Genomic DNA, 25,630 nt, shown 5'->3' with positions numbered 1-25,630 from the left:
CTTATTCACCCAATTTCATTTCTTAAAATGATTATAGCCTCGCTTGGCAAGGGGCATACACTTGCCCTTGGCAGCAGCCCCGTCCGCTTTGCCCGACAACGCCGGCTCCAGCACCACTGAAGGCGCCCCCTGCCTCACCTCGCCAACGATATAAAATGGCAAGCCTTCGGCATGGAAAGCTTCGCGTGCTGCCTGCACATCAGCGGCTTCCATTGTGCCTATCAGCACATAATCCTCGCCGCCATAAAGCATCCACTCCAGCGGATCAATGCCAACATCCGCCGCATAAGCAGCCATACTGCCGCTGCGTGGAAGCATATCTTCCTTGAGCACAAGGCAGCATTGTGAGGCTTCGGCAATCTCCCATGCTTCGCTGGCAAGCCCATCGCTTACATCATTAAGGGAATTACAGCTGCCACGCTCAAGCAGCAAACGTCCCGCACGCACGGAAGGTGCAGGACGGCAATGCGCCCCTATGAGCGCTGCCGCTCCACGCACCTCTCCGTGCTGCGGTTGATTTGAAACGCCCGCAGAGCTTGCCGCTTGCAAATCGACAGCAGACTGCGTCCCACTGGCATCATTAGCATCATTAGCATCACTAGCTCTGCCCGTTCCACCCGTTTCTGCTGCTCCGTGCGCCGTCTGCTCTTGCCGCTCCTGCTTGCGCGCGAGCAGCAAATGCAGACCTGCCGCCGACAGTCCGATGGCACCGGTCAGCACAACCGCGTCTCCGGGCTTTGCCCCGGAGCGGCGCAAAGCCCGCCCAGCTTCGACGGCGCCCGTCACCGTCACCGCAACAACCAAGTGCTGCGGCGAAGACGTCGTATCGCCGCCAACAATCGCGACGCCGTAATCCGCGGCGCACGCATAAAGCCCATCATAGAGCCGGGCTATCCGCTCCGGCCCATATGCCGCCGGCACGCTCACGGACACGAGCGCATGCCGCGGCACACCGCCCATTGCCGCGATATCGCTCACGTTCGCGGCAAGCGCCTTATATCCGACATCCTCATCGGTCATCGTATACGCATTAAAGTGCACCGTCTCCACCATCGTGTCGACGGCCATCAGCAGCTCCAGCGGACCATCCAGCTCATCCGACATCCCCGCAGGAGCAATGATGGCTGTATCATCGCCAATGCCGAGCGTCACGCCTCTTTGCTGCTGCCACTCAGCGGACTGTCTGCCCGCCGTCCAATGGCTGATGCTTGCAAACTCATCCAAAGCTTAAACCCCTTTGCTAATGAATATCACGCTTCTTGAAGCGGCCGCCCTTCACATCATGAATGTTGCCGACGGCCAGAAAAGCAGCCGGATCAAGCTCCTGCACAATCGATTTCATCTTGGCTTCCTCCAGCCGGGTAATGACGCAAAAAATAATCCGTTTCTGCCCGCCGGTAAAGCCGCCCTCGCCGTGCAAATAAGTGACGCCGCGGCCGAGACGGCTCATAATAGCTGCGCCAATCTCCTGCCAGCTTTCGCTGATAATCCAGACGGCCTTCGATTCCTGGAAGCCTTCAATCGTAATGTCAATCATCTTGAAGGCTATGAAATAAGAAAATAGCGAGTACATCGCCCGATCCCAACCGAATACAAAACCGGCGCTGCACAATATAAAAAGATTAAAAAACATCACGACCTCGCCTACTGAAAACGGCAGGCGCTTATTGCTCAAAATCGCAACAATTTCCGTCCCGTCCAGCGACCCGCCAAAACGGATAACAAGTCCAACCCCGGCGCCCAATATGACACCGCCAAAAATAGCGGCCAGCACATATTCGCTCGTAATTGCCTTCACCGGATGCAGCAAAAACGTGCCCAGCGACATGACGCTTACGCCATATAACGTCGATAAAGCAAAGGTTTTGCCGATTTGCTTATACCCTAGCAGCAGGAAAGGAAGATTTAATAAGAACAAAAACAAGCCGAGCGGCAGCCCCGTAAAATGGGATACGATAATAGAAATGCCCACAATCCCGCCGTCGATAATATGGTTCGGCACCAGAAAAATCTCTAAAGCTACAGATACCAGCGCAGCCCCAATTGTAATAAATAGAATTCTGCGAATAATATCCAGCTTGGATAAAGTATGATGCTGCACACCCATATGTATCAAAGCTCCCCCTTTATACATCTATCCCCATATTACATGAAGATAGAGAAGATTCAAAGAGAAAGCAAAATCCTCCTGCCCTCTCCGCCAATTATGAGCAGAAAAAGCAAGAGGATTTGAAGTTAGCCAATAACCGCGAATGTTTGTACGCCTGCCGGAATGAACGCCGTACGGAACAGTACGCCATTCGAGTTGTACAAACGAATCGTGTAAGACACCGTGGTCAGCGTCTGAATCTGGTTAAACCTGACAACACCGAAGCGGTCAAATGTGGAAATCGCAACGACATTATTGCCTCTAAACAGACGGGCGAAAAAACCAGTCGTATTAAAAGGCACTCCATTGTTCGTAACCCATACAACCGTCAGACGGTTAAAGGTTGGGCCTCCGCTTTGAAGCCTCTTCGTCCGCTTTACCTTGCTGATCACTTTTCCGGTGCCCTTAGGGCCGAGAAACGGGGGGGTCATTTTCATAGACATTACAACACTCCTTTATGCGCTTGTCACCCTAACAGCTTATGCAGCATATGGAATGTTCGTATAGTCAAGCCCCCAAGCTTACCACCTAATTAAATCCTTGCTCGGTAACAGCTTTGCGGGAAAAAGCTGCCTTAATGCACAACAGAGCTTCGGCCTTGCGGCTACAGCTCTTTGACAATCGTCAAATACATGTCGTCCTTAAGCTCAATTTCAATAGGAGCTGCTGCACGCGAACCATCCGCTTCACGAATAATGCGTACGCGTGGACGATGCAGGGCCAGCTCATTGTTCGCTGTAACGACAGCAGTCTGTCCAGAGCTGAGCAGCAGCGTCGTCGCCACAGGGTAAATGGATATATGGCGGCAAAAAAGCTTAATTAACTCAAAATCAAAGTATGTATTGCCAGCCGCGAATAAAAATTCGATAGCTTCCGTTGGCGTATATCTTTTGCGATAGGGCCGCGGGGAAGTCAGTGCATCATATACATCGGCAAGCCCGACGATTTGAGCGAACATATGGATATCATCATGCTTCAGCCCGCGCGGATAACCCGAGCCGTCATAGCGCTCATGATGCTGCAGCGCACAATGGGCCGAAACGAGGGAAATATCATGATATTTCCGCAAAATATCGAAGCCCTCCATTGCGTGGCCCTGCATGATTTTGCGGTCTGCTGCGGATAGCGGGCCCTTCGTCGCCAGCAGAGGCTGAGGCAGCTTCGTCATGCCGATATCAAACAACAGCGCGCCAATGCCCAAATCCTCCAGTTGATTGCGGTTAAACCCTTTGGCAATGCCAATAACGCCTGCGAGCACCGCTACATTGACCGAATGCTGAAACAAATAGGCATCCGCCGAATGAATGCTGGACAAGTTGACCGCCATGTTTGGCCTGCTCGCCAAATCCTGCATAATGGATCCGAATACCGAACGAAAGGTCCGGCCAATGTCAGGGGCAATCGTCCGCCCCTTCAGAGCCGGCTCTTTGAACGCATCCATCGTCGCGGAAACAGCTTCCGCCGCTTTTTTGCGCGTCTCGTCGCGAATGCTGTCCTCGGGCATAATGTCTTCCGTGTCCTTATCTTCAATAAACACAAAATCGTAGCCCATATTTTCAAGCCTATTAATAAAACGGTCATTCATCTCCACGCCTGCGCCGAGCAGCACGCTGCCGTTATCCTGAAAAATAGTTTTGGCAAGCCTGTCCCCCGGCTGCACCATGCCAATCTGAACTTTTCTCATTTCCTTGTTTCCCGCCTTTAACCATGATAACGCTAGTAATCGGCATCTTTCATTTGGTCGCTATCATCCATGCATTCCTAAAGTAATTTCCAATAAGTTATATACTTGCTAGTTTGCGGGCAAACGTTCGGCAAGCAGTTTCTCCAGACTAGGTGCTACTTGCAGAAAATTGCGAAACTGCTCATATTGCTCCCATTTTTTCGTCTGTATGCCCGACTCGCCGCGAACCGCTCGAATGAGCAGATTTTTGGGCGTATGCTCGGGATCGACAAATTCCAGCATTTGAACTTTATAACCCAGCACCTCAAGCAGCGTGCCACGGGCCGCATCGGTTGCAATAGCCGCAAAACGTTCCTTCAATAGGCCTTGCGATAAAATAGGGGCCAAAACGTCGCCGCCCACCTGCTTAAACAACTCGTGCTGGCAGCAAGGCACGGACATAATGACCGCGGCTCCCCAGCCGACAGCCTTAGCTAGCGCAGCATCGGTAGCGGTGTCGCATGCATGAAGCGTTACAACCATATCCGCTTCGCTTACACCTTCATAATCGGCAATATCGCCCACCATAAATGACAGTTTATCATAACCGAGCGTATGTGCAAGCTCTGAACAAAAAGTGATGACATCCGCCTTCAAATCAAGGCCGATAATACGAATATCCCGTTTCTGCTCTACCGCCAGCAGATGGTAAAGGGCAAACGTCAAATACGACTTGCCGCAGCCAAAATCGATAATGGTCAGCGGCTTGTCCTGCGGAAGCTGCGGCAATACATCGGAAACCATTTCCAGAAAGCGATTAATCTGCCGGAATTTATCCTGCTTTTTCGCATGAACCTTGCCTTCTGGCGTCATAATGCCCAGCTCCACCATAAACGGCGCCGCCTGTCCTTCCGCAATGACGCGCTGCTTCTGGCGGTTGTGCTGCTGCTCGGTGCTGGCCGCACTAGCGGTTGGCGGCTTTCTGAGCAGAGTCGGCTTGCCTTTCTTGCTCAGAAGCAGCTGTATATCTGCTTCCTGCGTTTTGAGAAGCGCCTGGCGATATTGCTCATCGAGCAGCTCGACCAGCTTCGGCCCCGCATCTTCCGGAAGCCAATTGTTATGTATAACCTTATTCGCATAATGAGCTTCAAATTGATAATGAAGGCCATTTTTCAATTGTACGGGACGAATGATGATTTTGGGCGCTGCGTCTCCGTCCTTGCGGCGAAGCTGGCTCAGCGTTCCCTGCAAAAGCCCGCCCGTTTCTGTCAGGCGGCATATGTCCTGCTGCCACTGTTCTGTCATTGCTATTGCTCCATCTCCAGGCTGTTCAGCCCTGTTCTGATTTCCTCTATCGGCAAGCCGCCAGCCGCAAGCTTGTCCTCCTCAAAAGGAAGCAGCCGTATATAAAACGCGGCAACCTCACCTTTGCCAGCTGCGCCGTCATCCAGCAGCTCGTACCAAATATTTTCAGCGAGCGCAAAAGCGCCCTCTGCTTCATGCCATTCAGCAACCAGACGCTTCGTTCGGGTAGGCAGCTCGTATGGCGACAGCTTGCCAAGCAAGTTCACTGCTTCTTTGCTCGAGTCTGTAAGCGTCGGCGGCGCGTCAATGAGTGAAAGCCGCATAAACAAGTGCAAAGCCTTTAAGCTGTGCGCGAAGCTTTCCGCTTCTTTGCCCAAATCCTCATACAGCTCTGCCTCCTGCTTGAACAAGATCGCGATTGCCTGGATATTGTCCGTTTCTACGACGCCGTTTTTCGTCATAACCGCGAGCAGATCCTCGTCTGACAACGTGCGAATCAGCTTCCCGCTTAGCCCAAACCTGCGGTCCAGCAGCTCGTCAATGACGACAAGCGCCTCCTCTTGCTTCAGCTCTCTTCTCAGCTGCATTACTTGTCCGACCGCTTCCGTCATCTGCTCAATCATGCGCATAAAATAATCCCGTTGAAACATCGCTCCGTGCCCCTTTCACTAGCCTCTATCTGCCTTGCCATGATTTAGCTCGAACGATGATCACCACTGCAAGAAAGGTGCGTCCGGCCTATATCCGGGCAATAAAGCTGCTGATCGCCTCTGCGCATGCATCCGGCTGCTCCAGCATGCTCATATGGCCGGCATCTGGAAGCAGCACCTGCGTGATGGATGGGCCCACAAATAACAGTGTCCGCTCCGGTGGAACGATTTGATCGCCTTCCCCGGCAAGCAGCAGCACAGGCAGCTTGGTTTCACGCAATAGGCTCGTCCGATCAGGCCTTGCCTTCATTGCGGATGCCGCAGCGATCGCTCCTGTTCCGCCCGTCTGATAGCCAATCGCTTTCACACGCGCCACCTTGCTGGGCAGCTTGTCCAAATTATCTGGAGCAAACAGCTTTTGCGACATGCCGTCAATCACCTGCTCCAGCTGGCCCTGCTTGATTAAATTTATCGTATTGTCCCGATTGTCCTTCGCAGCCTCGCTGTCGGCTAGTGCTGTAGAATGCACAAGCCCGAATGCCGCCAACCGGTCCGCATGCCGCTCTGCAAAAGCCAATGCGATGTAGCCGCCAAGCGAGTGGCCGATAAGGCACACTTTATCTATGCGAAGATGCTCAAGAATAGCGTAAAGATCATCTGCATACAATTCCATTGTAGCTTCAAGATCGGCGGAGGCCGAAGATAAGCCATGACCGCGCAGATCAGGAATGATCAGGCGCGACTGCCGTGCAAGCATCGGCGCAACCTCTTCCCAATAGGCTGAGCTGCCGCAGTAGCCATGCAGCAGCACAAGCACAGGAGAAGGGTGGCCTGCCTCTGGATCTGAGTCTGTTGCTCCAGCCTGCCATTTTAACGCTTCTGAGTCGTAAAAGCTAAGCTCTGTGCCTTCCTCAAGCATCAGCTTTTGATTCGCCAAGGATATCCCATTAGCCAAAATAAACACGCTCCTCTTCTGTCCATTTTATTCGGCGCTTACTGCCTGGCCATGCACCTGCAATCGCTGCTGCCAACTGCTCTGCCATTTGCATGACATGATACAGCGATGTCGTCTGGATCGTTATATAAGGCTTGTGGCTTAACGCATTCACAACGCCTGCAATGCTGTAATGTCCGACGGGCGGCAATCTTCGGCCCGTTGCTGCTCCCGGCTGGAGCGGGCCCGCTTTCGCCAGAAAAGCACCAACCGACTGCGGCTTGCCGAGGCAAGCATCAATCGCAATGACGACTGGACGATTTTCAGCCTTGAGAACAGCCTGTTCCACGGCATAGGCATCACACGGCTGCTCCATTGTGCCGATTACATCCTCCCAGCCCTGCTCCCGCAGCAGCGTGCCGACGAGAGGGCCAAAGCAATCTCCTGTCGAACGGTCTGTACCAATACATACGAAGGAAATATCGCTTCTATTCGGGTACTGCCTGGCAATCGGAGCCAGAAATTCAGCAATTTCGAGTTTGAAACGATCTGACTGCTCCATCTTCCTGCTCCTTTAAGCTCTGCTAATTTCAATTTATCTGCGTTCCTTCATGCTCTACTTTATAATTACCCATCCTGCTATTAATTGTATCGGATTTATCGGTTCTATTCAATTTGTCTGATGCCCGTCCTTAAATTATGATACAATGACGGCATTAGTATGAAACAGCAGGCGCATGCATCCATGCCCTGAATGATGAAGGAGGATTTACCCATGCTTGATCTTGAACAGCAAACGCCGCAAAATATTGAATTTATGATTGATACCATCAAAACAAAATTAAAGATGGCTTCGGCTGCCGCTATGCAGGCTTCCCATTTCAATATTACGCAATACGAAGACATTAAGGAACTGTATGAGGTCGTTGCAGGCAAAGAAAAATTCAGTATCAGTGAAGTTGAAGCCCTTGTATCAGAGCTAGGCAAGTTAAGGAACAAGTAATACAGCCCTTCAAGTAATACCATTAAAATACATTATATTACACCCTTCGACAACACAAGAAAACCGGTGCACTCGCAAGAGCTGCCCCGGTTTCTTTGTGTTATTCTTCTGTCGTTTCGGATTCCTTGACTGCTACAGCTGCTGCTGCTTCAAGGGACAGCGAAATGGCTACTTGTTTCTGCTCGCCCTTCAGGAAGAAAGCAAGGCGCTCAAGTTTCTCAGCAAGTTCAGCACCGCTGAGCGTTGTGTTCAAGTTGTAGTTGAACTGATCGGCTGGAAGCTTAAGCTCCTGCTGAGCGTAAGAAGGCTGTCCTCTCCATCCACGTTCAAATCCACCACCGGATTGTGAAGACAAATGATCTGGAACCGGATAGAACTTGTCCGACTTATTTACAACCCGCTCGTAGATGCGGAGTTTCTTAAGGAGCATGTAATACTGGGCGGAATGTTTGAAATCCCAAGCTTCACGAATATCTTTAAGCGTATAATCCATTTTCCATCTTTTCAGCTTTTCCACTTGCTCATCCGAATTCAACTGCAAAAAATCATCTAACGGCATAATAGTTTCCGGCATATTAACTCCTCCATCTAACTTGTAGTGTTGGCGATCACAATAAAACATTAGTAACGTAAATACTATTTTTAATCATATAAAAAATACCATAATTTTTTACACTTTTCAAATTAATTATTTCACAGATTAAAAGCTGGCTCTCAATCCCCTCAGGATTAAAAGCCAGCTTCACGTTTCAGCCTACATTATTCACTTTGCAACCCTAGGGAAAACAGGAACTTTTGAAAACTTGCTTTTCCAGCATCGTTGCGTTTGTATACCCCTGCGTCCTTCAGCACATCTAGGAACTTTGCACCCGTCTGAGTCTCCACATGCGCCTGAGCTTCGTTCTCTGAGCAGGACGTTCCATAAGACGCTACCAGCTCTCTAATCCACTCTGCATGCTTGTGAAGCGGATGAGCGCTTTCCTGAAGGGCAGCATCGATAGTCGCCTCTCCCGTCAAGTAAGCGGCAATTTGACCAAGCTCCGTTGCCAGCCTGCCTGGCAGAACAGCAAGGCCCATCACTTCAATCAAGCCGATATTTTCTTTTTTGACATGATGCAGGTGCTGATGGGGATGAAAAATCCCGTCGGGATGCTCGTCGCTCGTCCGATTGTTGCGAAGCACAAGATCAACCTCGTACTCGCCGTTGTCGCGCAGCCTGGCAATCGGCGTGATCGTATTATGCGGCGTCTGTGCCGCATCCAAAGCACCTTCGGTAAATGCGAGAATGTCGGCATCTGCATCGCTGTAGCCGCGCCAAGCATCAAGCAGGCTGCAGGCCGCCTTCAGCACATCGGCTTTCGAAGCGCCATTAATCCGCACAACGGACATTGGCCAGCTTACGATACCGTATTTGACGCCTGGCAGCTCCGGATTAACGAAACTTGCTTCCACCCCTGCCGCTTCCATCGGGAACGTATGGCGTCCTGCCTGGAAATGGTCGTGGCTCAGAATCGAACCGCCAACAATCGGCAAATCGGCATTGGAGCCGATAAAATAATGCGGATACAGCTCGACGAAATCGAGCAGTCTCGCAAACGAGGAGTGCGAAATCGCCATCGGCTCATGCGCGCCCTTGAATACAATGCTGTGCTCGTTGTAATAAACATAAGGCGAATATTGAAAATACCATTGCTCTGCCTGCAAGGTCAGCGGCAGGACGCGCAGATTTTGCCGCGCGGGATGATCGGCGCGTCCGGCGTAGCCTACATTTTCAGCACATAACAGGCACAATGGGTATTTGGCTTGCGGCAGCGTCTTAAGCAGCGCAATTTCCTTTGGATCCTTTTCCGGCTTGGACAGATTGATCGTAATTTCCAAATTCCCGTAATCCGTATCATATAGCCAATATTTATTTTTGCGAATGCGGTCCATGCGAATGTAGTTGGAATCAATATTCAGCTTATAGAAGGCATCCGTCGCCTTGGAAATGCCCTCTGCTTCTGCTGTCCGATCGAAAGTTGCTACCGTTTCCGAGGGGCGCGGCATGAGCAAGCCCATAATGCGCGCATCCAGCAAATCGCGATAAGTCGTAATATTTTCCTCAATCAAGCCGATGCTATAGCCATAATCGAGCAGCTCCTCCAAGATCGAAACCGCGCTATCCAGCTGCTCCTCAGCTACTTCCCCTTCATGCGGCTCCGTAAAGCCGAACAAATCAAGCAGCGCATTGCGGGCAGCATGAATATCCAGCTTGTGAAGCAAGCCTTGGCGGTAAGCAAAACCAATCAGTCTTTCAATATTTACAAGCGCCTTCGCCGCATTTGCTGCGGCTGTCTGGCTGTCTGTCATGCGAAAAACGCTCCTTCCTCTTGCTCCTACTCCTGTGCTTTACCTTTGTAGCCTTGCGGATTCGCCACATGCCAGTTCCAGGCGCTGCGAATAATGTCCTCCAGCTTGTCGCGCTTCGGATTCCAGCCCAGTTCATTGCGGGCACGATCCGATGCCGCTACCAGTACGGCAGGGTCGCCAGTCCGGCGCGGCTCCATGACAGCCTTGATCTCGCGTTCGGTTACGGAGCGCGCAATATCAATTACTTGCTTAACGGAGAAGCCTTGTCCGTTGCCTAGGTTGTAAATCGAGCTGTCCGCCCCCGTACGCAAACGTTCAACAGCAAGCACGTGCGCATCGGCCAGATCGCTGACATGGATATAATCGCGGATGCAAGTGCCATCCTCTGTCTCATAATCTTCGCCAAACACCGAAATATGCGGGCGTTGTCCAAGCGCTGCCTGCAGCACGATAGGAATAAGATGCGATTCCGGATTGTGGTCTTCGCCAATCAGGCCGCTCTCATGCGCGCCAGCTGCGTTGAAATAACGCAAGGATACGAATTTCAAGCCATGCGCGACATCGAACCATTTCATCATTTTTTCCATCGCTAGCTTCGTTTCTCCATAGGCATTAGTCGGCAGTGTGCGGTCATATTCGTCGATTGGCACGTTTTCCGGCTCGCCATAGGTAGCTGCTGTGGATGAGAACACAATTTTAAGCACATTGTGCTCGATCATTTTTTCAAGCAAGCATAATGTTCCATAAACGTTGTTATGATAGTATTTCCCTGGGTTTTGCATGCTTTCCCCTACGAGCGAATTAGCTGCAAAATGAATAACGGCATCAATGCTGTTTTCCTTAAATACCGTTTCCAGAAAATCCTTATCGCGCAAATCGCCAACGTACAGCTTTCCGCCTGTTACTGCCTCGCGATGCCCCTGCTCCAAATTGTCAACGACGACGATTTCTTCGCCGCGCTCTTTAAGCGACGCTACAGCATGCGAACCAATATATCCTGCTCCACCTGTTACCAATACTGCCATTGTAATATCCCTCCCATATTTGCTTGCATGTATGCGTAAACGGCTGTCGCCATCCACTGACGGCAAAGCTACCGTTTCGCGATGATAAATGTAAGCCGTTTAAGCCGTTTAAGCCATTTAAGCCGTTTCATTCCCTAAGATTGCCTAACCAAGTTGCATCTGCTTAAACCAACTGCTCAACGCCATTGCCGATGCTGCATACGTAGAAATCCGCTACCAGTCCGGTTGCCGCCGTGTATTCCTCGCCCACTTGCTGCTTGAAGCTCTCAATGCTGTCTTCATGAACGAGCGATACGGTGCAGCCGCCGAAGCCTGCCCCTGTCATGCGCGAACCAAACACGCCATCTACTTTGCGAGCAGCAGCTACCATAGCGTCCAGCTCCGCACCTGTTACTTCATACAAATCGCGCAGCGAGTCATGCGAGCCGTTCATCAATTGGCCGAACAATGCGAGATCGTCTTTTTTAAGAGCCTCCATCGATTGCAATACCCGGTCGATTTCCTCGACGACATGCTGCGCGCGTTTGCGGACGATATCTTCTTTGATCAGATGCTTGTTTGCATTGAACTGCTCCAGGTTAATTTGGCCAAGCAGCGTCAGCTCAGGGAATGCCTGCAACAAATCCTGAACCGCTTGCTCGCATTGGCTCCGGCGCTCATTATAAGCGGAATCCACCAATCCGCGGCGCTTGTTCGTGTTGCCGATAACGAGCTTGTAGCTTCCCGATTGGAACGGAACAAGATCATATTCCAGCGTGTCGCACATGAGCAAAATCGCGTGGTCCTTCTTGCCGTTCGCCACAGCAAATTGGTCCATAATGCCGCATTGCACGCCATTGAATTCATTTTCCGATTTTTGCGAGAGCAGGGCAATTTGCACCTTGTCGATCGGCTGTTTTTCAAGCGTCAGCAAGGCATAAGCCGTAACCACTTCAATGGAAGCCGAGGAGGACAGGCCCGCTCCGTTCGGAATTTCGCCATGGTACAGCAGATCATAGCCGGATGTGTAGCTCACGCCGCGCTGCTTCAATTCATGGAAAATCCCTTTCGGATAGTTCATCCAGTCATCCGCTTCGTCATAAACGATATTTTCAAGGTCGAATTCCCGGCTCATTGGAAAATTCGTCGTTGCCAGCCCGAGCTTGCGGTCTCCGCGCGCACGAATGAGCAGCGTAGTGCCAAACGTTAAAGCAGCCGGAAAAACGTAACCGCCGTTATAATCGGTATGCTCGCCGATCAGATTCACCCGGCCTGGAGCATGAAATACTTGAATGGAAGAGGCTTCTCCACCATATTGTTGGATAAATTTCTGTGTAAGGTCTTGAACATTTGCCACTTGCAATCACGTCCCTTTTTATCGTCTTTTGTAATTTGATGTAAGGCGATGTCTTCCCCTTCAGTATAGCGCAAGGCAAGCGGCAATTAAAATGGCGCAAAGTGCTATTTACATGGATATATGTGACTTTCATATCGATCTTAAGACATGCTATGATTATTAAAATCCGCAAATCAAGCAGTCTTTATTCCCAATTGCAGGCAGGTGTTACGAATGAACAGACCAGAGAACTATAAAGTCGCCTCAAGCCCTATGATCATCGAAAATGATCTGCTGCACGTATTATTCGCAGGGGAAAGCCAGACGAAGCCGGCCCATCGCCTCGGGCCGAAAGTATATGATTTTTATTTGATGCATGTCGTGCTTGAAGGCAGCGGCATCTTCATTTGCGGCGACAACCGCTACGAGCTGCGTGCAGGGCACACCTTTCTCATTGAACCGGAGCAGCTGGTCAGCTATGAATCCGATGTTCATAATCCTTGGCGCTACCGCTGGGTCGCTTTTAGAGGCACACTGGCCGGAGGGCTGCTGGAGACAGCAGGCTTATCCGCTGCACAGCCGGTCGTCGATACAGGCAGCAGCAAGCGGCCCGCCGTGCTTTTCCATCATATCTTCCATATTTTCCGCTCGAATGAGGCGGCTGCGCATTTGAAGGCAAGCGGCTATTTGCAGCTGCTGCTCGCTGAATACAGCGCCGTTATGAGCGATGCTGCTCGCGGCAAAGCACTGATGGCCGATGAAGAGGGAGAGCAATTGCTCCAAAAAATGATCCATTATTTATCGACGCAATATGCCCATCCCGTTTCCATTGAGCAGATGGCGGAGGCTCTTGGCTACAATCGCGCTTATTTATCGCGGTTTTTCAAACGCAAGACGGGAACGACGCCCGTCACCTTCCTGCTCAAGCTGAGAATAGACAAGGCTAGACAGATGCTTCGGGAGCGTGGAGAGCTGACGATTGAGCAAATTTCCGCTTCTGTCGGGCTGCAGGATGCGCTTTATTTTTCCAAGCAATTTCGGCGTTTTTATAATCAATCCCCAACCGCGTACCGCGAAGCGATGCGCAGCCAGAAGGAATAGCCAGCAAGCCGCATGGCATGTAATACGGATAGGCCGATATGGGACATATTAGTGGTACAACAATTGATTAGATGTGTAATGGTTTCTAAGAAACCTCTTTTAAATTCACATGAACAGGAGCTGTGCCTCAGATGAAGGAGCTGCATACAGGCAGTCTGTTTTGGCCTACCACCTTAAATTCCCCGGCAGAATATCCGAGTATTACCTCGAACAAAAAAGTGAAGGTTGCCATTGTCGGAGGCGGTATGTCGGGTACCATTTGCGGCTATATTTTGGCGAAAAGCGGCATTGAAGCAGCGATGCTCGAACGGGAAAGCGTAGCTGGCGGCAGTACATCGGCCAACACGGGCTTGCTCCAGTTTTCCAATGATATTATGCTGTGGGAGCTCGCTGACCAAATCGGCGAATACGATGCCGTTCGGTTCTATCGCGCCTGTCTGGATGCCGTGCGGCAGTTGGGTGAAGTTGCGGCGCAGCTCCCCGTAGATGTCGGCTTCATTCCAAGAAGCAGCCTATACTATGCGACTTCTGAGCAGGATTTGCCGATGCTGCGAAAGGAGTATGAGATGCTGCTCAAGCATGGCTTTGACGTCAGCTTCCTGGAGGCGGACGATATTTCCCGGCAGTTTCCTTTCCGCAAACCGGGCGCTATTGTGGCGCAGGGGGATGCCGAGGTTAATCCTTTCCAGTTCGTGCAGGGCGTCTCTGCTGCTGCAGTGGAAGCCGGGCTGCAAATTTATGAGCATACCGACATCGTAAAGCATGAGCAATCTGCTGAAGGCAGACAGCTGCTGCGTACTGCAGACGGCTGGGAAATCGAGGCGGAGCATGTGATTTTTGCTATTGGCTATGAGCCTGAGGAGCTGCGCGGCCAGCTCGTTAAAGCCGACATTAACCGTTCCTTTGCCGCTGTTACCAGTGTTCAGGACGACGCGAAGCTGCGGGCCAATTGGCCGGGCCAATGCCTCATTTGGGAAACGGCGCGACCCTATTTATACTTGCGCACGACGGTGGATGGCCGTATCGTCGTTGGCGGGCTGGACGAAATGACCGAAGCGCCGATTGAGAGCGAGAAGCTAAGGCGCAAGCGAACCGATAAGCTGCTGGAAAAAATAACGGCATTGTTTCCGATGCTGGATCAGCCGCTGGAATTCGAATGGAGTGCCACATTCGGCGAATCCCGTGATAATTTGCCCTTTATCGGAGCTGATCCGAAAATGCCCGGCGTCTATTATTGCCTAGGCTACGGCGGCAATGGCACCGTCTACAGCATGATGGCTGCCTATATGCTGCGGGACATGATTAATGGCGAGGAGCATCCGCTCGCCAGCATTGTGCGCCTTGACCGTCCTTCCTTATTAAAGGTTTAAGCAGGCTTGCATCACGGCCACATAGAATGCTTATATACACCGCTATATAGAAAAGAAGGGCTCCGCCAATCAGCGGAGCCCTTCTTTTCTATTATGAAACAAACTTTATTTGATATAACCATTAAATATCAGCAATATGCACAGCGCCTTGGCTGCGAAATACAGATTCCGCTATTGAAAGCCGCGCCAGCTTCGGTCCGCCCTCTTTGTCCATCATCGTATGGCTCTCATCGGTCTCCACAATGACGATAATGCGCCCGGCACGAATCGCTTCCCGGCTATCATCCTCGGCTTTATCCAGTCCGAGTGCCCTGAGCGCGTGATTAATGCCATCATCGTCTGAATTGAAATTAGTCGCCAGCAAGCCATCCGTTGTCATTGGCACCGCACTCCAGCCGCCAGCTCCTGTCATGCCAGTCGTAGGCATTACAGCGGCAGCAGCAATCGTCGTTCCCTCAGTCATCCCTCGGCTTCCATTCGTGCGAGCCAGTTCCATGACCTCATCGGCATGAATATCGGTTTCCGCTTCAATTCGGCGGGAATGCTCACCGTCCTTGGCAATAATTTGAAGCTCCCCCGGCACGAATCCGGCTTGCTCCAATGCGGCAACCGTATCAATCACTTCTTGCTCCGTCTTGAAAATCCCCAGCTTCTTAGCCATTAGAATCTCCTCCTAAACCTGATTGTGATTACAAAAGCCTGCTGATTTGGGCAAATGATGTGTACGCCATTTTTCAGTTGGCTTCATCCGAGCGCTCTTAGAATAGTTATACCCTCAGCGGCAATGAATCAATCGCAATGTTGCAGATTCGCCGCCCGGTTGTTGTACAACAAACACTTTCAAGGTATGATGGAGGGAAGTGAAATGGAAATCGGACAAGCAGGGGGCAAGGCGATGATTCATCGAGTGCTTCGCTATCCCGCGCAGTGGGATTGGCAAATGCTGCAGCTCGAAAGGCAGCATGCGGAGATCGGGCAGAAACTGCCCAAACGCAAGGACAACAGAAAAAATAATGAAAGCTTCCTTGCTGCGCGGCCATACCCTGTTCATGCGGGCAACGTTGCCGATTCGCAAAAGCTGGAGGCGAAGCTGCTGCTTCCTGAATGCGCCTCCTGGCTTGAGGAATGCGACGGACGGACGACGAATCAAATTACGGTTGCCCCAGCAACAGAGCGCGGCCCGCTTGTGCATGGCACACTGATGATCCAGATTTCGGATGTGCATACGGATATACAGCCGTTCCACTTCTGGGTATCAGGCAAGCGGCTTGTGACGATGCATGAGGATATGCGGCTAGCTATACGCTTTCAGGCAGATGATGTAACGAGCAGGCTTGAAACATGCGACACCGCACCGGAAGCCTTGCTGGTTATGCTCGGCGTTATATTAGGCCCCTTCCACGAAGGGCTGGACGGCTTTGAGAACCGGCTTGGCGATCTTGAAAATAATATGCGCAGCGCCAATCGTACCGGCCTGATGGACGTCATTATTGAAAGACGGTATGATTTGCTGCATTGGAGCCATCTCTTTACGCCTGTTCGCGAGCTTCACGGCTCGGTGAAGGAAGCTTTTCTCGACGGAATTATGGAAAGCGAAGCCTACAAGCGCATTACTCACAAGCTGGAGCGAATTGATACGCTGCTCAAGCATTATTCGCTGGAGATTGATACGCTCATTTCAATGGACGATGCGATCTCCAACTTCCGTGGCAATGATATTATGAAGACGCTGACGATTTTCACCGTCATTTTCACTCCAGCAACGGTCATTTCCGCCCTTTGGGGTGTGAATTTGCAGCCGCTGCCTTGGGACAAAACGTGGTGGGGCTTTACGATTCTTTGCGCCTTCATCATCGGCATTACCGTACTCATTTACGTCTGGCTGTGGAAGAAAGGCTGGACAGGCGATATGCTGATTGGCCGCGGCAGCTCTGGCAAGCTGGCTGCCACTCGTTCTGACCGCCACAGCCGAAAGAAGTATAAGGAAACGCTTGCGGCTGAAGACAGCGGTCGGCGCCTTTCTTCGGAGCGCCCGTCGTCTGCCGAGACGGCCTCGCAGGAGCAGGCTCCGTCAGCTGCGAAGCCATTGACTCGATCACGCCGACTGTAGCTGAACATGATTTATTATGAAACAAGCCCCTCCATTGCTCGCTATTTCAGCGAATATGGAGGGGCTTTTATTATATTTTAGAGCATAACTTCAATCCTTCAGCTAAGCGGTTTATAAATACGAGGGCAAACGAACCGGAAGGCCCGATTTCGCCGATTGGTTAGCCGCAACTGTAATTTCCTGCGTCCGCAACGCATCCGCATAGGTCGAACGAATGAGCGAAGTGTCGCCGGTAAGAACGGCGTGCAGAAAAGCTTCATTTTCAAGCTGATAAGGATCGCGCTTGTTAACGTACTCCGTTTTGCGGCTGGCTTCGATGTCAATGAGACCATGATGCCCTAGCTCCAATACCCCTTTATCCGTATAAATGTGCAGACCGGCACGATCCCCAGCGCTAAGGGCACAGGTATTGCTGATGGAAGCTACTGCGCCGCTTGCCAGCTTGAAGGTGGCCGTTCCAATATCGGGAACCTCAACGCCTTCTTCCTTGCCTGCCATAATCCGGTCGCCATATGCGGCATAAACCTCCGTCACATCCCCGAGCAAATAACGCAGCAAATCGACAATGTGCGTCGTCTGCTCGACAAACTGCCCGCCAGAGCCTTCCATCTTTCTCCACCAGCCGACACCTGGCATACCGCCCATCCAGTTTCCAATCGCCATAGCAGCCAGCCTGTCCGCCAGCAGCTCTTTCGCTTTATCCGTGCCATCCATATAGCGGAAATGATAGCCGACTGATGTAATCAGGCCGCTAGCCTGAACAGCTTGTCCGATAGCTGCCGGAGTCTCGATATCCACACCAAGCGGTTTTTCGACAAGAAACGGAATTTCGCGCTTTACCAGTTCGTTTTCAATCTCGCCATGAGCAAACGGCGGAACACAAATATAGACGGCATCCAGCTTCCGGTCATCGAGCATGTCGGAAACGTTTTCATAACCGCGTGCATCTGTAAACGGCTTAGCCGCATCGTCTGCCTTCTGCTTGCTTGTAGCCACTAATGCTGCTACGTTGACCCCTTCCATACGCGCCAGTTTTTCAGCGTGCATCTTTCCAAACCAACCTGTACCGATAACACCAATCTGCAAAGTCATGTGCAAGCTCCCCTCGTAAAACTTTTTCCTGTTATTATAACGGCGCAAGCTCGCCTACGTCCATTGTTACTTTGCCAAATTTATTTGCCAGAGCCTGGACCAAGCGGTTGCGGAGTCGCCCAGCCTTTCATATGCTACAACATCAGCTGCCCACTTGCAGGCGGCATTTAGGCAGAAACTTCTTGTGCTGAGGCGCAATATGGAGCGGAGGTCGGGCAATGGCAACTTTGAAAAAAAACAACCGGGAGTCACAGCAGCTAGACACTCGGACGGCTTTATTTTTGGCTGCGGTATGCGGTCAAACATATTTGCAATTTACGAATCCAAGCGGGCTGTTTCTCGTGCCGCGCAATTATACGCTGGTCGGGACGTTCAATGCCCGGGCCTACGACCAGACGGAGGAAGCGTTCGGCTTCCTGCTGATGTCGGAGCAGTCCTCCGTGCTCGCATTCCGCGGCTCAGGCTCCGCCGTCGATTGGGTATCGGATTTTATCGCCCAGCAAACGCCCTATCGTCCAGTGAAAAATAGCGGGTATACGCATAAAGGCTTCACCGATATTTATATGTCTGCGCGCGATCAGATATTGGCGCTTATCGAGCAGCTGCCCGCTGATAAGCCCCTGTTTATAACGGGGCATAGTTTAGGCGGCGCTTTGGCTACGCTTGCAGCTGCCGATATAGCCGCGAATACTGAAATAAAATCGCCGATCGTTTATACGTTTGGGGCACCGCGGGTCGGCGATCCTAAATTTGTGCGCAATTATAACAATCTTGTCGGCACGCATTGGCGTTTTCAAAACGAATACGATATCGTTCCCCATCTCCCAACCCTTGTGTATCAATCGCCGCAAACGAAGAAAACGTATTATTACTTGCATGTAAAGGGCGAGGTCAAGCGCTCGTTCAGGCTAGGCTCGGTTGCCGCCAATCATGTGCTTCCGAGCTATTTTAACGATCTGTATGTAGAGGAACCTATTTTTGCACTGGCCATCTGTTCCGAGCCGCCTGGCTGGTGCCCGCTGCTTACGCAGTAGAATAAACACAAAGAAGCTTGGCAGCAGGCAGATGCAAACGCATCCGTCTATTGCCAAGCTTCTTTGAACGTTTAGGACGGCAGCATATAAAGCAAAATGGCGAAGAAATGCAGCACAGACCCGCCAAGCACGAACATATGCCATACCGCATGATGATAAGGAAACGCCCGCCACATATAAAATACGGTTCCCACCGTGTAGAGCAGCCCGCCTGTAATGAGCAGTTGCAGGCCGCCAGGCGCCAAATGGCTCGTAAGCGGCTTCCAAGCGAAAACGATCAGCCAGCCCATGGCCAAATACACAATCGTCGAGGTAAATAAAAACTTTGAGGCGAAAAAAGCTTTAAAGACGACACCAACAAGGGCGAAGCCCCACACGATGCCAAATAGTACCCATCCTAGCGTCCCTTGGACAATATGCAGCAAAATGGGCGTATACGTCCCGGCAATAAATACATAAATAAAGGAATGGTCCAACGATTCAAAAACCCGCTTCGCCTTGCCCTCTGGAAAGCTGTGCACCAAGGTCGATGCGGCATAAAGCAGCAGCATCGCTGTTCCATAAATCGTAAAGCTGACTACATGAGAAGCTGTCCCCTTCTCCGCTGCAAATACGATTAAAATAACGAGTGCAGCAACGCTAAGAGCAGCTCCAATGCCATGTGTGATGGCATTGGCTATTTCCTCGCGTCTGGAATAAGTATGCGTGTTTGCCATTGCTATGGCACCTCCGTTTCAACCACTGAAAATCGCAAGCTCTACTACTTACAGTGTAGAACATCAGTGCCAGTCTTTCAACCATAGCCGCAAGCGGTCGATTGTTTTATCGAGGTTGCAGATTGCATCTTGATCGCGGAACGCCTCCTGGTGGCGGAAATAATGAGCATGCCCGCCGATGACATATATCGGCTCAACCTTGCCAGGCGCATGCTTCATTCGCTGCCATTGCGGCACTCCTGAAGCGCTTCGCTCCCAGCCGCCCCAACTGCCGATGCGGCTTACGGGATCATTAAGCTTGCCCGCCTCGTTTACGGCATACAAATAACACACTTTATCTTTCAGCTGCGGCGCAATATGATTGCGCGGCGAGCCGACCTGTACGACGCGGAAATTGCTCATGAGGTTGCGCTCCATCAGCATCTTCGCCGCCTGATAGGCTGCTGCTCCACCTCCGCTATGCCCGATGAACAAGGACGGCTCATCAGCGCTCAGCAGCTTCTCCTTCACTTGACGGTAGGCAATTTGCCCACCGATGCGTCCAGCTGCAATAAAGCTGGTCAAATCGCTGCCCACCTCAAGCACCTGACGAAACAGACTGCGGCTATTGTCGCCATAAGGATGCAAAATATGAATGCGCGGCTCAACGCCGGATTCGCGAAATAATTGATCAAGCTTGTCCCGACAAGCGTTAAAGGCGCTTTTTGTCGTAGCCACACCCGCCAGCAAAAATATGTTAACGGCTCCTCCACCTGCTGCCAGCATGCTTCTCCCTCCATCGCAAAAAAATATGGTATAGATACATTATGCGGGAAGAAGCTGCGATTCATTCCTGCATGGGCCACTTAAAAATGGATGTATTTCAAGCGTAAACGGCTGAAGCCGCCCTCTGGCGGCAAAGCTGCTGTTTTGCGTAGAAATATAGAGAAAGGATGGGAAAATCATATACTTTCCTATATTTAAAAATAAGCCTCCCGCTACGCTGCACATTCCCAGCATAGCAAAAGGCTATTCGAACGATTAGGCATCACCCAGCTGAAAGCTGACTACACGCCCATCTTTTTGCGTTGATTGTTGACCTTCTTCGTGTTCTGGCTCTTCATTTGCTGCGTGTTTGTTGAAAAGCCGCCTTGTGCGAAGCCATCCGCTTTGCCTTGCTTCTTCTGAGCCAGCAATTGCTTGGCTTTCTCCGCTTGAGTCAGCTTCTTAGGCTGCTCCTGTACTTCCTTGTTCTCCACGTCCGACATATTATCACCTCGCTTTATTATTTAACCAACGTAATAAATCTTGTAAAAGCGCCCTTATGCAGCTCGCAGCGATCTACCAAGCTAAAGCCGGAGGCTGAAAGCTGCGTTTCAATCGGCTCCGTCGTCACAATGACTGCAAGGTCAGCAAGCCGTCTTACACTTTCCAGCATATCAAGCTGCTCGCCAATCGGCAAGACCGAACATAAATTATATGGCAGATCGACGATTGCCGCATCATAATGCCCCTCCAGCTCACGCATATCGCCCAGTGAAACAAGCTCCTTGCTATAGCCAAAATGAGCAAGATTGACCCGGGCCCCCCGCACCGCAAGCGGATTGCGATCCACGCCGCGAATCGCAATGCCCATCGACAGCGCTTCAATCAGCACGGTGCCCATGCCGCAGCATGGATCGATCATGCTCAACGCCTCGCCATTCGGCCCTGACGCAATGTTAACGACCGCCCGGGCTACTCTTGTGCCAAGTGCTGTTGAATAATTTTGCGGCTTCTGCCGATGGGCGAGCCAGACTGCGCTCGCTTCCTCACAGTCGCCAAACCAATAACGCTGCTGCCAAAAGGTAATGCCCAGCAGACGCTCTGGCTGCCGCATGTCCGCTACGCCAATTAAAGATGCACCGACGGAACGCTCTAGCCCGCGCTGCTCTTCATAGCTGTATGGAGCATCCGCTACTGTGCAAAGCACCTTGAATGTCGCTCCATTCAAATCGACAAGCGGCAGCTGCTCTTGAAGCTCCGGCAAACTTGCTCCTGAAAGGGCAAGCTCTACGCGTCGCTTCAGAAACGGACTGCGGCTCGGATGAACGCGATGCTCGCTCACGACAAAACCGTCGCTTAGCGGAGCATCCAGCAGGCGGCATAGCTCCAGACGGCATAGCTCCGATTCCTCTTCATGACAGCTGTAGCTGTATAAATAACGAGCCATTAATGATCTACGGACGTCCGCGCCTGAGGAGCAGCAATCTCATCGATGCTGAATGGCTTGAGCTCCGGCTTTGCCTTTTTTTCTACCTCAGCTGTTAATTCATTCACCTGTTTATTCAGCAGCTTAACCTGGCGCTGCAAGCGGAATACACGCACCATTCCAAATAATCCAATCACTAATCCGCCAAGGAGCGTCGAAGCGAGAATGACGAGAATGAGCGGAATTTGAGTCTGCGCAAACATAAAATTAACTTGCACCGAATTGACATTTATTACGGCAAACAACGCAATGACGAATGCAAACAGCAGTGCGGATATAAGCATCGTTTGAGCCTTCATCGTTTTCTCCACCTTTATCTGGGTTGTTATTAGTTTATCATATTCCCTATTAAACCAATAGTCATGACGCCAAACAGCAAGCGGATGCTTGCCACAAAGGCAAGCATCCGCTTTAGGTTTATCGCAGAATAGTTATTATGGCTAACTAAGCTTTTCTTCTCACCTGCTGCCACACGAACATAACGATAATGACCAGCAATACCGCAAGCTGCGTAAGCGCCGTCTCCAGCGTCGGATAAAAACCAAGGGAACCAATAGTTGGCAGCTCGCTAACCGCATGCGTTGGCAGCCAGGCAGCAACCTGCAGCGAGTGGATGCTTTCTCCCATAAAACGGAACACCAAATAATAAATGAGCACCGATGCCACAATGAAAAAGGGACGAATGGGCAGCTTCGTGCTGAAGCGAATAATGACGAAAGCAATCGCCACGAGCAGCAGAAACGTTACGCCGATCCCTAAAATCATTTGTAATGGATCAATGGAAGGCGCCATGCCGACATAAAAAATCGTCGTCTCCGCCCCTTCCCGCATAATGGCAAGCGCCGACACAGCGAACAGGGACCACAGACTGCCGCGCGCAATGGCGCTGCCCATCTTGTTGTCAATATAGCTGTTCCAGCTGCGCATATTCGCTTTGCTGTGCAGCCAATTACCGACCGTGATCATCAAGATGACGGAAACAAGACCGGCAATGCCCTCAATCGCTTCACGCGCGCTTCCAGCGGCCGCCTGGGCAATCGCATAGGTAAGCAGCACAGCCATAACAGCGCTCAGCAGCAGGCCGACCCAGACGCCAGACCATACCCAGATGCGCTTCGACTCATTGCCCGATTTTTTCAAATAAGCCAGTAAGGCCGCAAGCACGAGAATCGCCTCAAGCCCCTCGCGGAGCAAAATCATTCCAGCGTCCCAAGCGGTATAACGCGTTTCCTCCACCATCGGAGCGAGTATTTCTCTGATTTCGGCAATTACCGCTTGGGCTTTATCAGGTACTGGCGGATTGGAGAGCAAATAGCCCGATACCGCCGTCATTTTAATTTCGATTTTCGTATAAGCATCTGCAGAGCGAATTTGCACCTGCCCCTCGACCGAAGGCCATTTTGAAATGAAGGCTTGCATTTGGCCATCGGCCTCATTTAAATTGCCTGCGGCTATGTCTTTTGCCGCTTTATCAACGATCGCAATGAGGTCAGCAATACCCAGCTTTTCCGCAGGCGCAGAGGCTGCATCGATTTTGCCAGCGATGTAGTCATTAATCAGTTGAATCATCGCATTCGTTTCCGTCTCGGCTTGCTCCGCGCGCGGCGGCTCGGCTTGCAGCGCAATGCGAATCATGCTCATGGCCGTCTCCAGCTTGCCGTAAACGGTGAAGTTCTCCGAGCGAATCGCAGGTTCAATCGTCAGCCAATTATCGTTAATCGTCTTATAATTCGCGCTCGCCTTCACCCATTGCTCCCCTTGAATTTCGATCAGCAGCTTCGTTGCCATAGGCAGAAGCTGCTTCGCGGCTTCCTTGCCGGTCAGCTTAGCTTGATCGTCCTTCTGGACGCTTTTCACATATTTATTAATCGCTTTCGCCAGCTCCGATAAGGAAGCTTTGGCTTCATCCGGCTTGTTGTCTGCCTCATCCAACAGCACGATCGCATGAGCCAACGCGGAATCGACATCGGCGGATAAATCTGATTTTTTCACATTTAGCTGCTTCCAACGTTCATTTGCTTCTTTAATATGACCGGATGCCTGCTCCCAGTCGCTCTGGCTTGCCGCCGCAAGCGCTCCTCCAACGAGCGGAAGCAGCTTATCCAAATCGCTGGACGTTTCTGCAAAAGCTGGCCTCACGCCAATCGCTCCTAGAGCTATCGCCGCTAAAATGACGATAATGCCCAGCCACTTCCAGCCTATGCTGTAACGGCTTCTACCTAAAACCATATGCCGCTTCCCCTCTCTCCCGCTACAATAACGTCTCTCCAATATAGCCGCCCTCGCTAACGCCAGGGAAACAAGCAAACACGGCGCTGCCCGTATGCACGATATATTCATTCAGCTTGTCCATGCGGCTGAGCTTCGTCTGCATCGGGATAAACTGCTTGCTCGTATCGCGGTTATAGCAAATGAACAGTAGCCCCGCATCCAGCTGCCCGGTCCGATTATCCAGGCCGCTGGAATAGGAGTAGGAGCGGCGCAATATTTTCAAAGAGCCGTCTCCTCTAGCAAGCGCCAGATGCGAGTTAGCTGGAATGACCGGCTTGCCGCTCTCATCCTTTTTGTTCACATCAACGGTGTCAAATTCCTTCAAGCTGCCAATTGGAGCACCGCTCTCCCGGTGTCTTCCGAAGGTCGCCTCTTGATCAGAAAGCGTTGAGCGATCCCACACCTCTACCCGCATGCGGATTCGTCTGACGACCATATAGCTTCCGCCCGCCATCCACGGCACGCCGTCATCAGCCGAAGCCCAGACGACTTGCTTCATCTGTGCCTCATCGCTCGTATCCGGGTTCGCGGTACCATCCTTGAAGCCCATTAAATTCCGTGGTGTCGCGCCCTGCTTATCGGCGCCAGAGGTGCGTTGAAACCCTTCTGCCGTCCAGCGCAGCACCGCCTTGCCCCGTGCGATACGCGTCAAATTGCGAATGGCGTGGAAAGCGACCTGCATATCGTTCGCGCACACCTGCACGCCTATATCGCCACCGCACCATTCAGGCTGCAGCTCATCGCCGCCAAATGCCGGAAGGTCCTCAAGTGTCGAAGGCTTCTTGCCTGACAACCCGAAGCGTCCGTCAAAAAAGCTCGGCCCAACACCGAACGTAATCGTTGTTTTGGAAGGCGACAGCCCTGCGGCTTCGCCCGTATCAGATGGCGGCAAATTCAAATTGTTATTGTCCGTGCCAATCATCGTTCCTTGCGTCATCGCAGCCGATGCCGCTGTCCATGCTTGAAACAACGTACGCACCTCATCTATTGAAGCTGCCGTCAGATCAAAAGCGGCAAATAATATAAAATCCTGAGACGGCGTCGCAATGCCTGCCTGATGAGCGCCATAAAACGGCAGCACATCTCCATTTGCTCCCGCTTCGGCCCCTGTCGCTGTTGCGACGGACAGGCTTTTGCTTGCTGCCTTCATGATGCCGCCTACGCCAGTCGCGCCGACCAGCAAACCAGCCCCACCAACGCCCATGAGCCGCAGTAAATCCCTGCGGCTCATCGGTTTTTCCAGCACGCTGTCGCCAGCCTGCTTCTGATTATGCTTCTGTTTGTCGTCGTTGTTAGTAGTAGAACTCATGACA

The 25,630-nt window shown here is 51.6% G+C and carries 26 protein-coding genes; 5 read left to right on the top strand and 21 right to left on the bottom strand.

The genetic code is table 11. From position 1 onward, the window contains the following. Nucleotides 1–15: 15 nt before the first annotated feature. The 8 genes from BBD42_RS14395 to yyaC form a co-directional block, all read right to left on the bottom strand. On the bottom strand, nt 16–1,224 hold the full coding sequence (locus BBD42_RS14395) for a thiamine-phosphate kinase (RefSeq protein WP_099518700.1): 1,209 nt from the start codon (nt 1,222–1,224) through the stop codon (nt 16–18). Between the two features lie 16 nt (nt 1,225–1,240). Continuing rightward, a complete protein-coding gene (locus BBD42_RS14390) occupies nt 1,241–2,107 on the bottom strand; it encodes a YitT family protein (RefSeq protein WP_056043488.1) in 867 nt (288 codons plus the stop codon). Between the two features lie 128 nt (nt 2,108–2,235). Next, complete coding sequence (locus BBD42_RS14385; protein WP_099518699.1) at nt 2,236–2,592, bottom strand: hypothetical protein; 357 nt, start codon at nt 2,590–2,592, stop codon at nt 2,236–2,238. Between the two features lie 161 nt (nt 2,593–2,753). Further along, the gene (locus tag BBD42_RS14380; RefSeq protein WP_099518698.1) at nt 2,754–3,833 is read right to left on the bottom strand and encodes an HD-GYP domain-containing protein; all 1,080 of its coding nucleotides are present in this window, start codon (nt 3,831–3,833) and stop codon (nt 2,754–2,756) included. Nucleotides 3,834–3,941: 108 nt separating this feature from the next. Further along, nucleotides 3,942–5,117, bottom strand: a complete 1,176-nt coding sequence (locus BBD42_RS14375; RefSeq protein WP_099518697.1) for a class I SAM-dependent methyltransferase — start codon at nt 5,115–5,117, stop codon at nt 3,942–3,944. A 2-nt stretch (nt 5,118–5,119) separates the two neighbouring features. After that, nucleotides 5,120–5,767 (bottom strand): DUF6483 family protein, encoded by a 648-nt coding sequence (locus BBD42_RS14370; RefSeq protein ID WP_099518696.1) that lies wholly within the window; start codon nt 5,765–5,767, stop codon nt 5,120–5,122. Nucleotides 5,768–5,855: 88 nt separating this feature from the next. Further along, complete coding sequence (locus tag BBD42_RS14365) at nt 5,856–6,722, bottom strand: alpha/beta fold hydrolase (protein WP_237163476.1); 867 nt, start codon at nt 6,720–6,722, stop codon at nt 5,856–5,858. Continuing rightward, nucleotides 6,715–7,263, bottom strand: coding sequence for a spore protease YyaC (yyaC, locus tag BBD42_RS14360; protein ID WP_099518695.1), 549 nt, complete (start codon nt 7,261–7,263; stop codon nt 6,715–6,717). Before yyaC ends, BBD42_RS14365 begins: the two co-directional genes overlap by 8 nt. A gap of 213 nt (nt 7,264–7,476) precedes the next feature. Between yyaC and BBD42_RS14355 the strand changes: the two genes are divergently transcribed. Then, nucleotides 7,477–7,704 (top strand): DUF1128 domain-containing protein, encoded by a 228-nt coding sequence (locus BBD42_RS14355; RefSeq protein ID WP_046229070.1) that lies wholly within the window; start codon nt 7,477–7,479, stop codon nt 7,702–7,704. Between the two features lie 100 nt (nt 7,705–7,804). Here BBD42_RS14355 and BBD42_RS14350 read toward each other — a convergent pair whose 3' ends face one another. The 4 genes from BBD42_RS14350 to BBD42_RS14335 all read right to left on the bottom strand — a co-directional run bounded on the left by BBD42_RS14350 (nt 7,805) and on the right by BBD42_RS14335 (nt 12,414). Then, nucleotides 7,805–8,278 (bottom strand): hypothetical protein, encoded by a 474-nt coding sequence (locus tag BBD42_RS14350; RefSeq protein WP_046229069.1) that lies wholly within the window; start codon nt 8,276–8,278, stop codon nt 7,805–7,807. A 185-nt stretch (nt 8,279–8,463) separates the two neighbouring features. Further along, a complete protein-coding gene (locus BBD42_RS14345) occupies nt 8,464–10,053 on the bottom strand; it encodes a UDP-glucose--hexose-1-phosphate uridylyltransferase (protein WP_099518694.1) in 1,590 nt (529 codons plus the stop codon). A gap of 26 nt (nt 10,054–10,079) precedes the next feature. Continuing rightward, entirely contained in the window at nt 10,080–11,078 is a 999-nt protein-coding gene (gene galE, locus BBD42_RS14340; protein WP_099518693.1) for a UDP-glucose 4-epimerase GalE, read from the bottom strand. Between the two features lie 163 nt (nt 11,079–11,241). Next, nucleotides 11,242–12,414 carry a galactokinase gene (locus BBD42_RS14335; RefSeq protein WP_099521611.1) on the bottom strand — a complete coding sequence of 391 codons (1,173 nt, stop codon included), beginning with the start codon at nt 12,412–12,414 and terminating at the stop codon, nt 11,242–11,244. A 213-nt stretch (nt 12,415–12,627) separates the two neighbouring features. Here BBD42_RS14335 and BBD42_RS14330 point away from each other — a divergent pair, with 213 nt between their 5' ends. Continuing rightward, the gene (locus tag BBD42_RS14330) at nt 12,628–13,494 is read left to right on the top strand and encodes an AraC family transcriptional regulator (protein WP_099518692.1); all 867 of its coding nucleotides are present in this window, start codon (nt 12,628–12,630) and stop codon (nt 13,492–13,494) included. 131 nt (nt 13,495–13,625) lie between these two features. Then, a complete protein-coding gene (locus tag BBD42_RS14325; protein WP_099518691.1) occupies nt 13,626–14,864 on the top strand; it encodes an NAD(P)/FAD-dependent oxidoreductase in 1,239 nt (412 codons plus the stop codon). Nucleotides 14,865–14,985: 121 nt separating this feature from the next. Here BBD42_RS14325 and BBD42_RS14320 read toward each other — a convergent pair whose 3' ends face one another. After that, entirely contained in the window at nt 14,986–15,525 is a 540-nt protein-coding gene (locus BBD42_RS14320) for a general stress protein (protein ID WP_099518690.1), read from the bottom strand. A 204-nt stretch (nt 15,526–15,729) separates the two neighbouring features. On the opposite strand from BBD42_RS14320, the gene BBD42_RS14315 reads away from it, so the two are divergent. Beyond that, a complete protein-coding gene (locus BBD42_RS14315) occupies nt 15,730–16,974 on the top strand; it encodes a magnesium transporter CorA family protein (protein ID WP_172455501.1) in 1,245 nt (414 codons plus the stop codon). Between the two features lie 111 nt (nt 16,975–17,085). Here BBD42_RS14315 and BBD42_RS14310 read toward each other — a convergent pair whose 3' ends face one another. Then, nucleotides 17,086–18,066, bottom strand: a complete 981-nt coding sequence (locus tag BBD42_RS14310) for a Gfo/Idh/MocA family protein (protein ID WP_099518688.1) — start codon at nt 18,064–18,066, stop codon at nt 17,086–17,088. 218 nt (nt 18,067–18,284) lie between these two features. Between BBD42_RS14310 and BBD42_RS14305 the strand changes: the two genes are divergently transcribed. Then, entirely contained in the window at nt 18,285–19,100 is an 816-nt protein-coding gene (locus BBD42_RS14305; RefSeq protein WP_099518687.1) for a lipase family protein, read from the top strand. Between the two features lie 71 nt (nt 19,101–19,171). Here the strand turns inward: BBD42_RS14305 and trhA are convergent, their stop codons facing one another. From trhA to efeB, 7 genes are all read right to left on the bottom strand, one after another. Continuing rightward, nucleotides 19,172–19,816: a PAQR family membrane homeostasis protein TrhA gene (trhA, locus tag BBD42_RS14300; RefSeq protein ID WP_099518686.1), complete on the bottom strand. Its 645-nt coding sequence runs from the start codon at nt 19,814–19,816 to the stop codon at nt 19,172–19,174. 63 nt (nt 19,817–19,879) lie between these two features. After that, nucleotides 19,880–20,581, bottom strand: a complete 702-nt coding sequence (locus BBD42_RS14295) for a hypothetical protein (RefSeq protein ID WP_099518685.1) — start codon at nt 20,579–20,581, stop codon at nt 19,880–19,882. A gap of 281 nt (nt 20,582–20,862) precedes the next feature. Further along, nucleotides 20,863–21,063, bottom strand: coding sequence for a hypothetical protein (locus BBD42_RS14290; protein WP_046229059.1), 201 nt, complete (start codon nt 21,061–21,063; stop codon nt 20,863–20,865). Between the two features lie 17 nt (nt 21,064–21,080). Further along, nucleotides 21,081–22,007: a TRM11 family SAM-dependent methyltransferase gene (locus BBD42_RS14285; RefSeq protein WP_099518684.1), complete on the bottom strand. Its 927-nt coding sequence runs from the start codon at nt 22,005–22,007 to the stop codon at nt 21,081–21,083. Beyond that, nucleotides 22,007–22,345, bottom strand: a complete 339-nt coding sequence (locus tag BBD42_RS14280) for a LapA family protein (protein WP_063892588.1) — start codon at nt 22,343–22,345, stop codon at nt 22,007–22,009. The genes BBD42_RS14285 and BBD42_RS14280 overlap by 1 nt, the downstream gene beginning before the upstream one ends. A gap of 145 nt (nt 22,346–22,490) precedes the next feature. Continuing rightward, complete coding sequence (locus BBD42_RS14275) at nt 22,491–24,275, bottom strand: FTR1 family iron permease (RefSeq protein WP_099518683.1); 1,785 nt, start codon at nt 24,273–24,275, stop codon at nt 22,491–22,493. A gap of 22 nt (nt 24,276–24,297) precedes the next feature. Next, complete coding sequence (gene efeB, locus BBD42_RS14270; protein ID WP_099518682.1) at nt 24,298–25,626, bottom strand: iron uptake transporter deferrochelatase/peroxidase subunit; 1,329 nt, start codon at nt 25,624–25,626, stop codon at nt 24,298–24,300. Between the last annotated feature and the right edge of the window lie 4 nt (nt 25,627–25,630).

It is taken from the genome of Paenibacillus sp. BIHB 4019, assembly GCF_002741035.1.
GTDB lineage: Bacteria > Bacillota > Bacilli > Paenibacillales > Paenibacillaceae > Pristimantibacillus.
Note: the sequence above shows the minus strand (reverse complement) of the source record. Positions and strands in the feature narration are given on the sequence as shown.

Coding starts and splice junctions, on each gene's coding strand:
- BBD42_RS14390 (WP_056043488.1), bottom strand. CDS start 2,107: ATGGGTGTGCAGCATCATACTTTATCCAAGCTGGATATTATTCGCAGA.
- BBD42_RS14385 (WP_099518699.1), bottom strand. CDS start 2,592: ATGTCTATGAAAATGACCCCCCCGTTTCTCGGCCCTAAGGGCACCGGA.
- BBD42_RS14380 (WP_099518698.1), bottom strand. CDS start 3,833: ATGAGAAAAGTTCAGATTGGCATGGTGCAGCCGGGGGACAGGCTTGCC.
- BBD42_RS14375 (WP_099518697.1), bottom strand. CDS start 5,117: ATGACAGAACAGTGGCAGCAGGACATATGCCGCCTGACAGAAACGGGC.
- BBD42_RS14370 (WP_099518696.1), bottom strand. CDS start 5,767: ATGTTTCAACGGGATTATTTTATGCGCATGATTGAGCAGATGACGGAA.
- yyaC (WP_099518695.1), bottom strand. CDS start 7,263: ATGGAGCAGTCAGATCGTTTCAAACTCGAAATTGCTGAATTTCTGGCT.
- BBD42_RS14355 (WP_046229070.1), top strand. CDS start 7,477: ATGCTTGATCTTGAACAGCAAACGCCGCAAAATATTGAATTTATGATT.
- BBD42_RS14350 (WP_046229069.1), bottom strand. CDS start 8,278: ATGCCGGAAACTATTATGCCGTTAGATGATTTTTTGCAGTTGAATTCG.
- BBD42_RS14345 (WP_099518694.1), bottom strand. CDS start 10,053: ATGACAGACAGCCAGACAGCCGCAGCAAATGCGGCGAAGGCGCTTGTA.
- galE (WP_099518693.1), bottom strand. CDS start 11,078: ATGGCAGTATTGGTAACAGGTGGAGCAGGATATATTGGTTCGCATGCT.
- BBD42_RS14330 (WP_099518692.1), top strand. CDS start 12,628: ATGAACAGACCAGAGAACTATAAAGTCGCCTCAAGCCCTATGATCATC.
- BBD42_RS14325 (WP_099518691.1), top strand. CDS start 13,626: ATGAAGGAGCTGCATACAGGCAGTCTGTTTTGGCCTACCACCTTAAAT.
- BBD42_RS14320 (WP_099518690.1), bottom strand. CDS start 15,525: ATGGCTAAGAAGCTGGGGATTTTCAAGACGGAGCAAGAAGTGATTGAT.
- BBD42_RS14315 (WP_172455501.1), top strand. CDS start 15,730: ATGGAAATCGGACAAGCAGGGGGCAAGGCGATGATTCATCGAGTGCTT.
- BBD42_RS14310 (WP_099518688.1), bottom strand. CDS start 18,066: ATGACTTTGCAGATTGGTGTTATCGGTACAGGTTGGTTTGGAAAGATG.
- BBD42_RS14305 (WP_099518687.1), top strand. CDS start 18,285: ATGGCAACTTTGAAAAAAAACAACCGGGAGTCACAGCAGCTAGACACT.
- trhA (WP_099518686.1), bottom strand. CDS start 19,816: ATGGCAAACACGCATACTTATTCCAGACGCGAGGAAATAGCCAATGCC.
- BBD42_RS14295 (WP_099518685.1), bottom strand. CDS start 20,581: ATGCTGGCAGCAGGTGGAGGAGCCGTTAACATATTTTTGCTGGCGGGT.
- BBD42_RS14290 (WP_046229059.1), bottom strand. CDS start 21,063: ATGTCGGACGTGGAGAACAAGGAAGTACAGGAGCAGCCTAAGAAGCTG.
- BBD42_RS14285 (WP_099518684.1), bottom strand. CDS start 22,007: ATGGCTCGTTATTTATACAGCTACAGCTGTCATGAAGAGGAATCGGAG.
- BBD42_RS14280 (WP_063892588.1), bottom strand. CDS start 22,345: ATGAAGGCTCAAACGATGCTTATATCCGCACTGCTGTTTGCATTCGTC.
- BBD42_RS14275 (WP_099518683.1), bottom strand. CDS start 24,275: ATGGTTTTAGGTAGAAGCCGTTACAGCATAGGCTGGAAGTGGCTGGGC.
- efeB (WP_099518682.1), bottom strand. CDS start 25,626: ATGAGTTCTACTACTAACAACGACGACAAACAGAAGCATAATCAGAAG.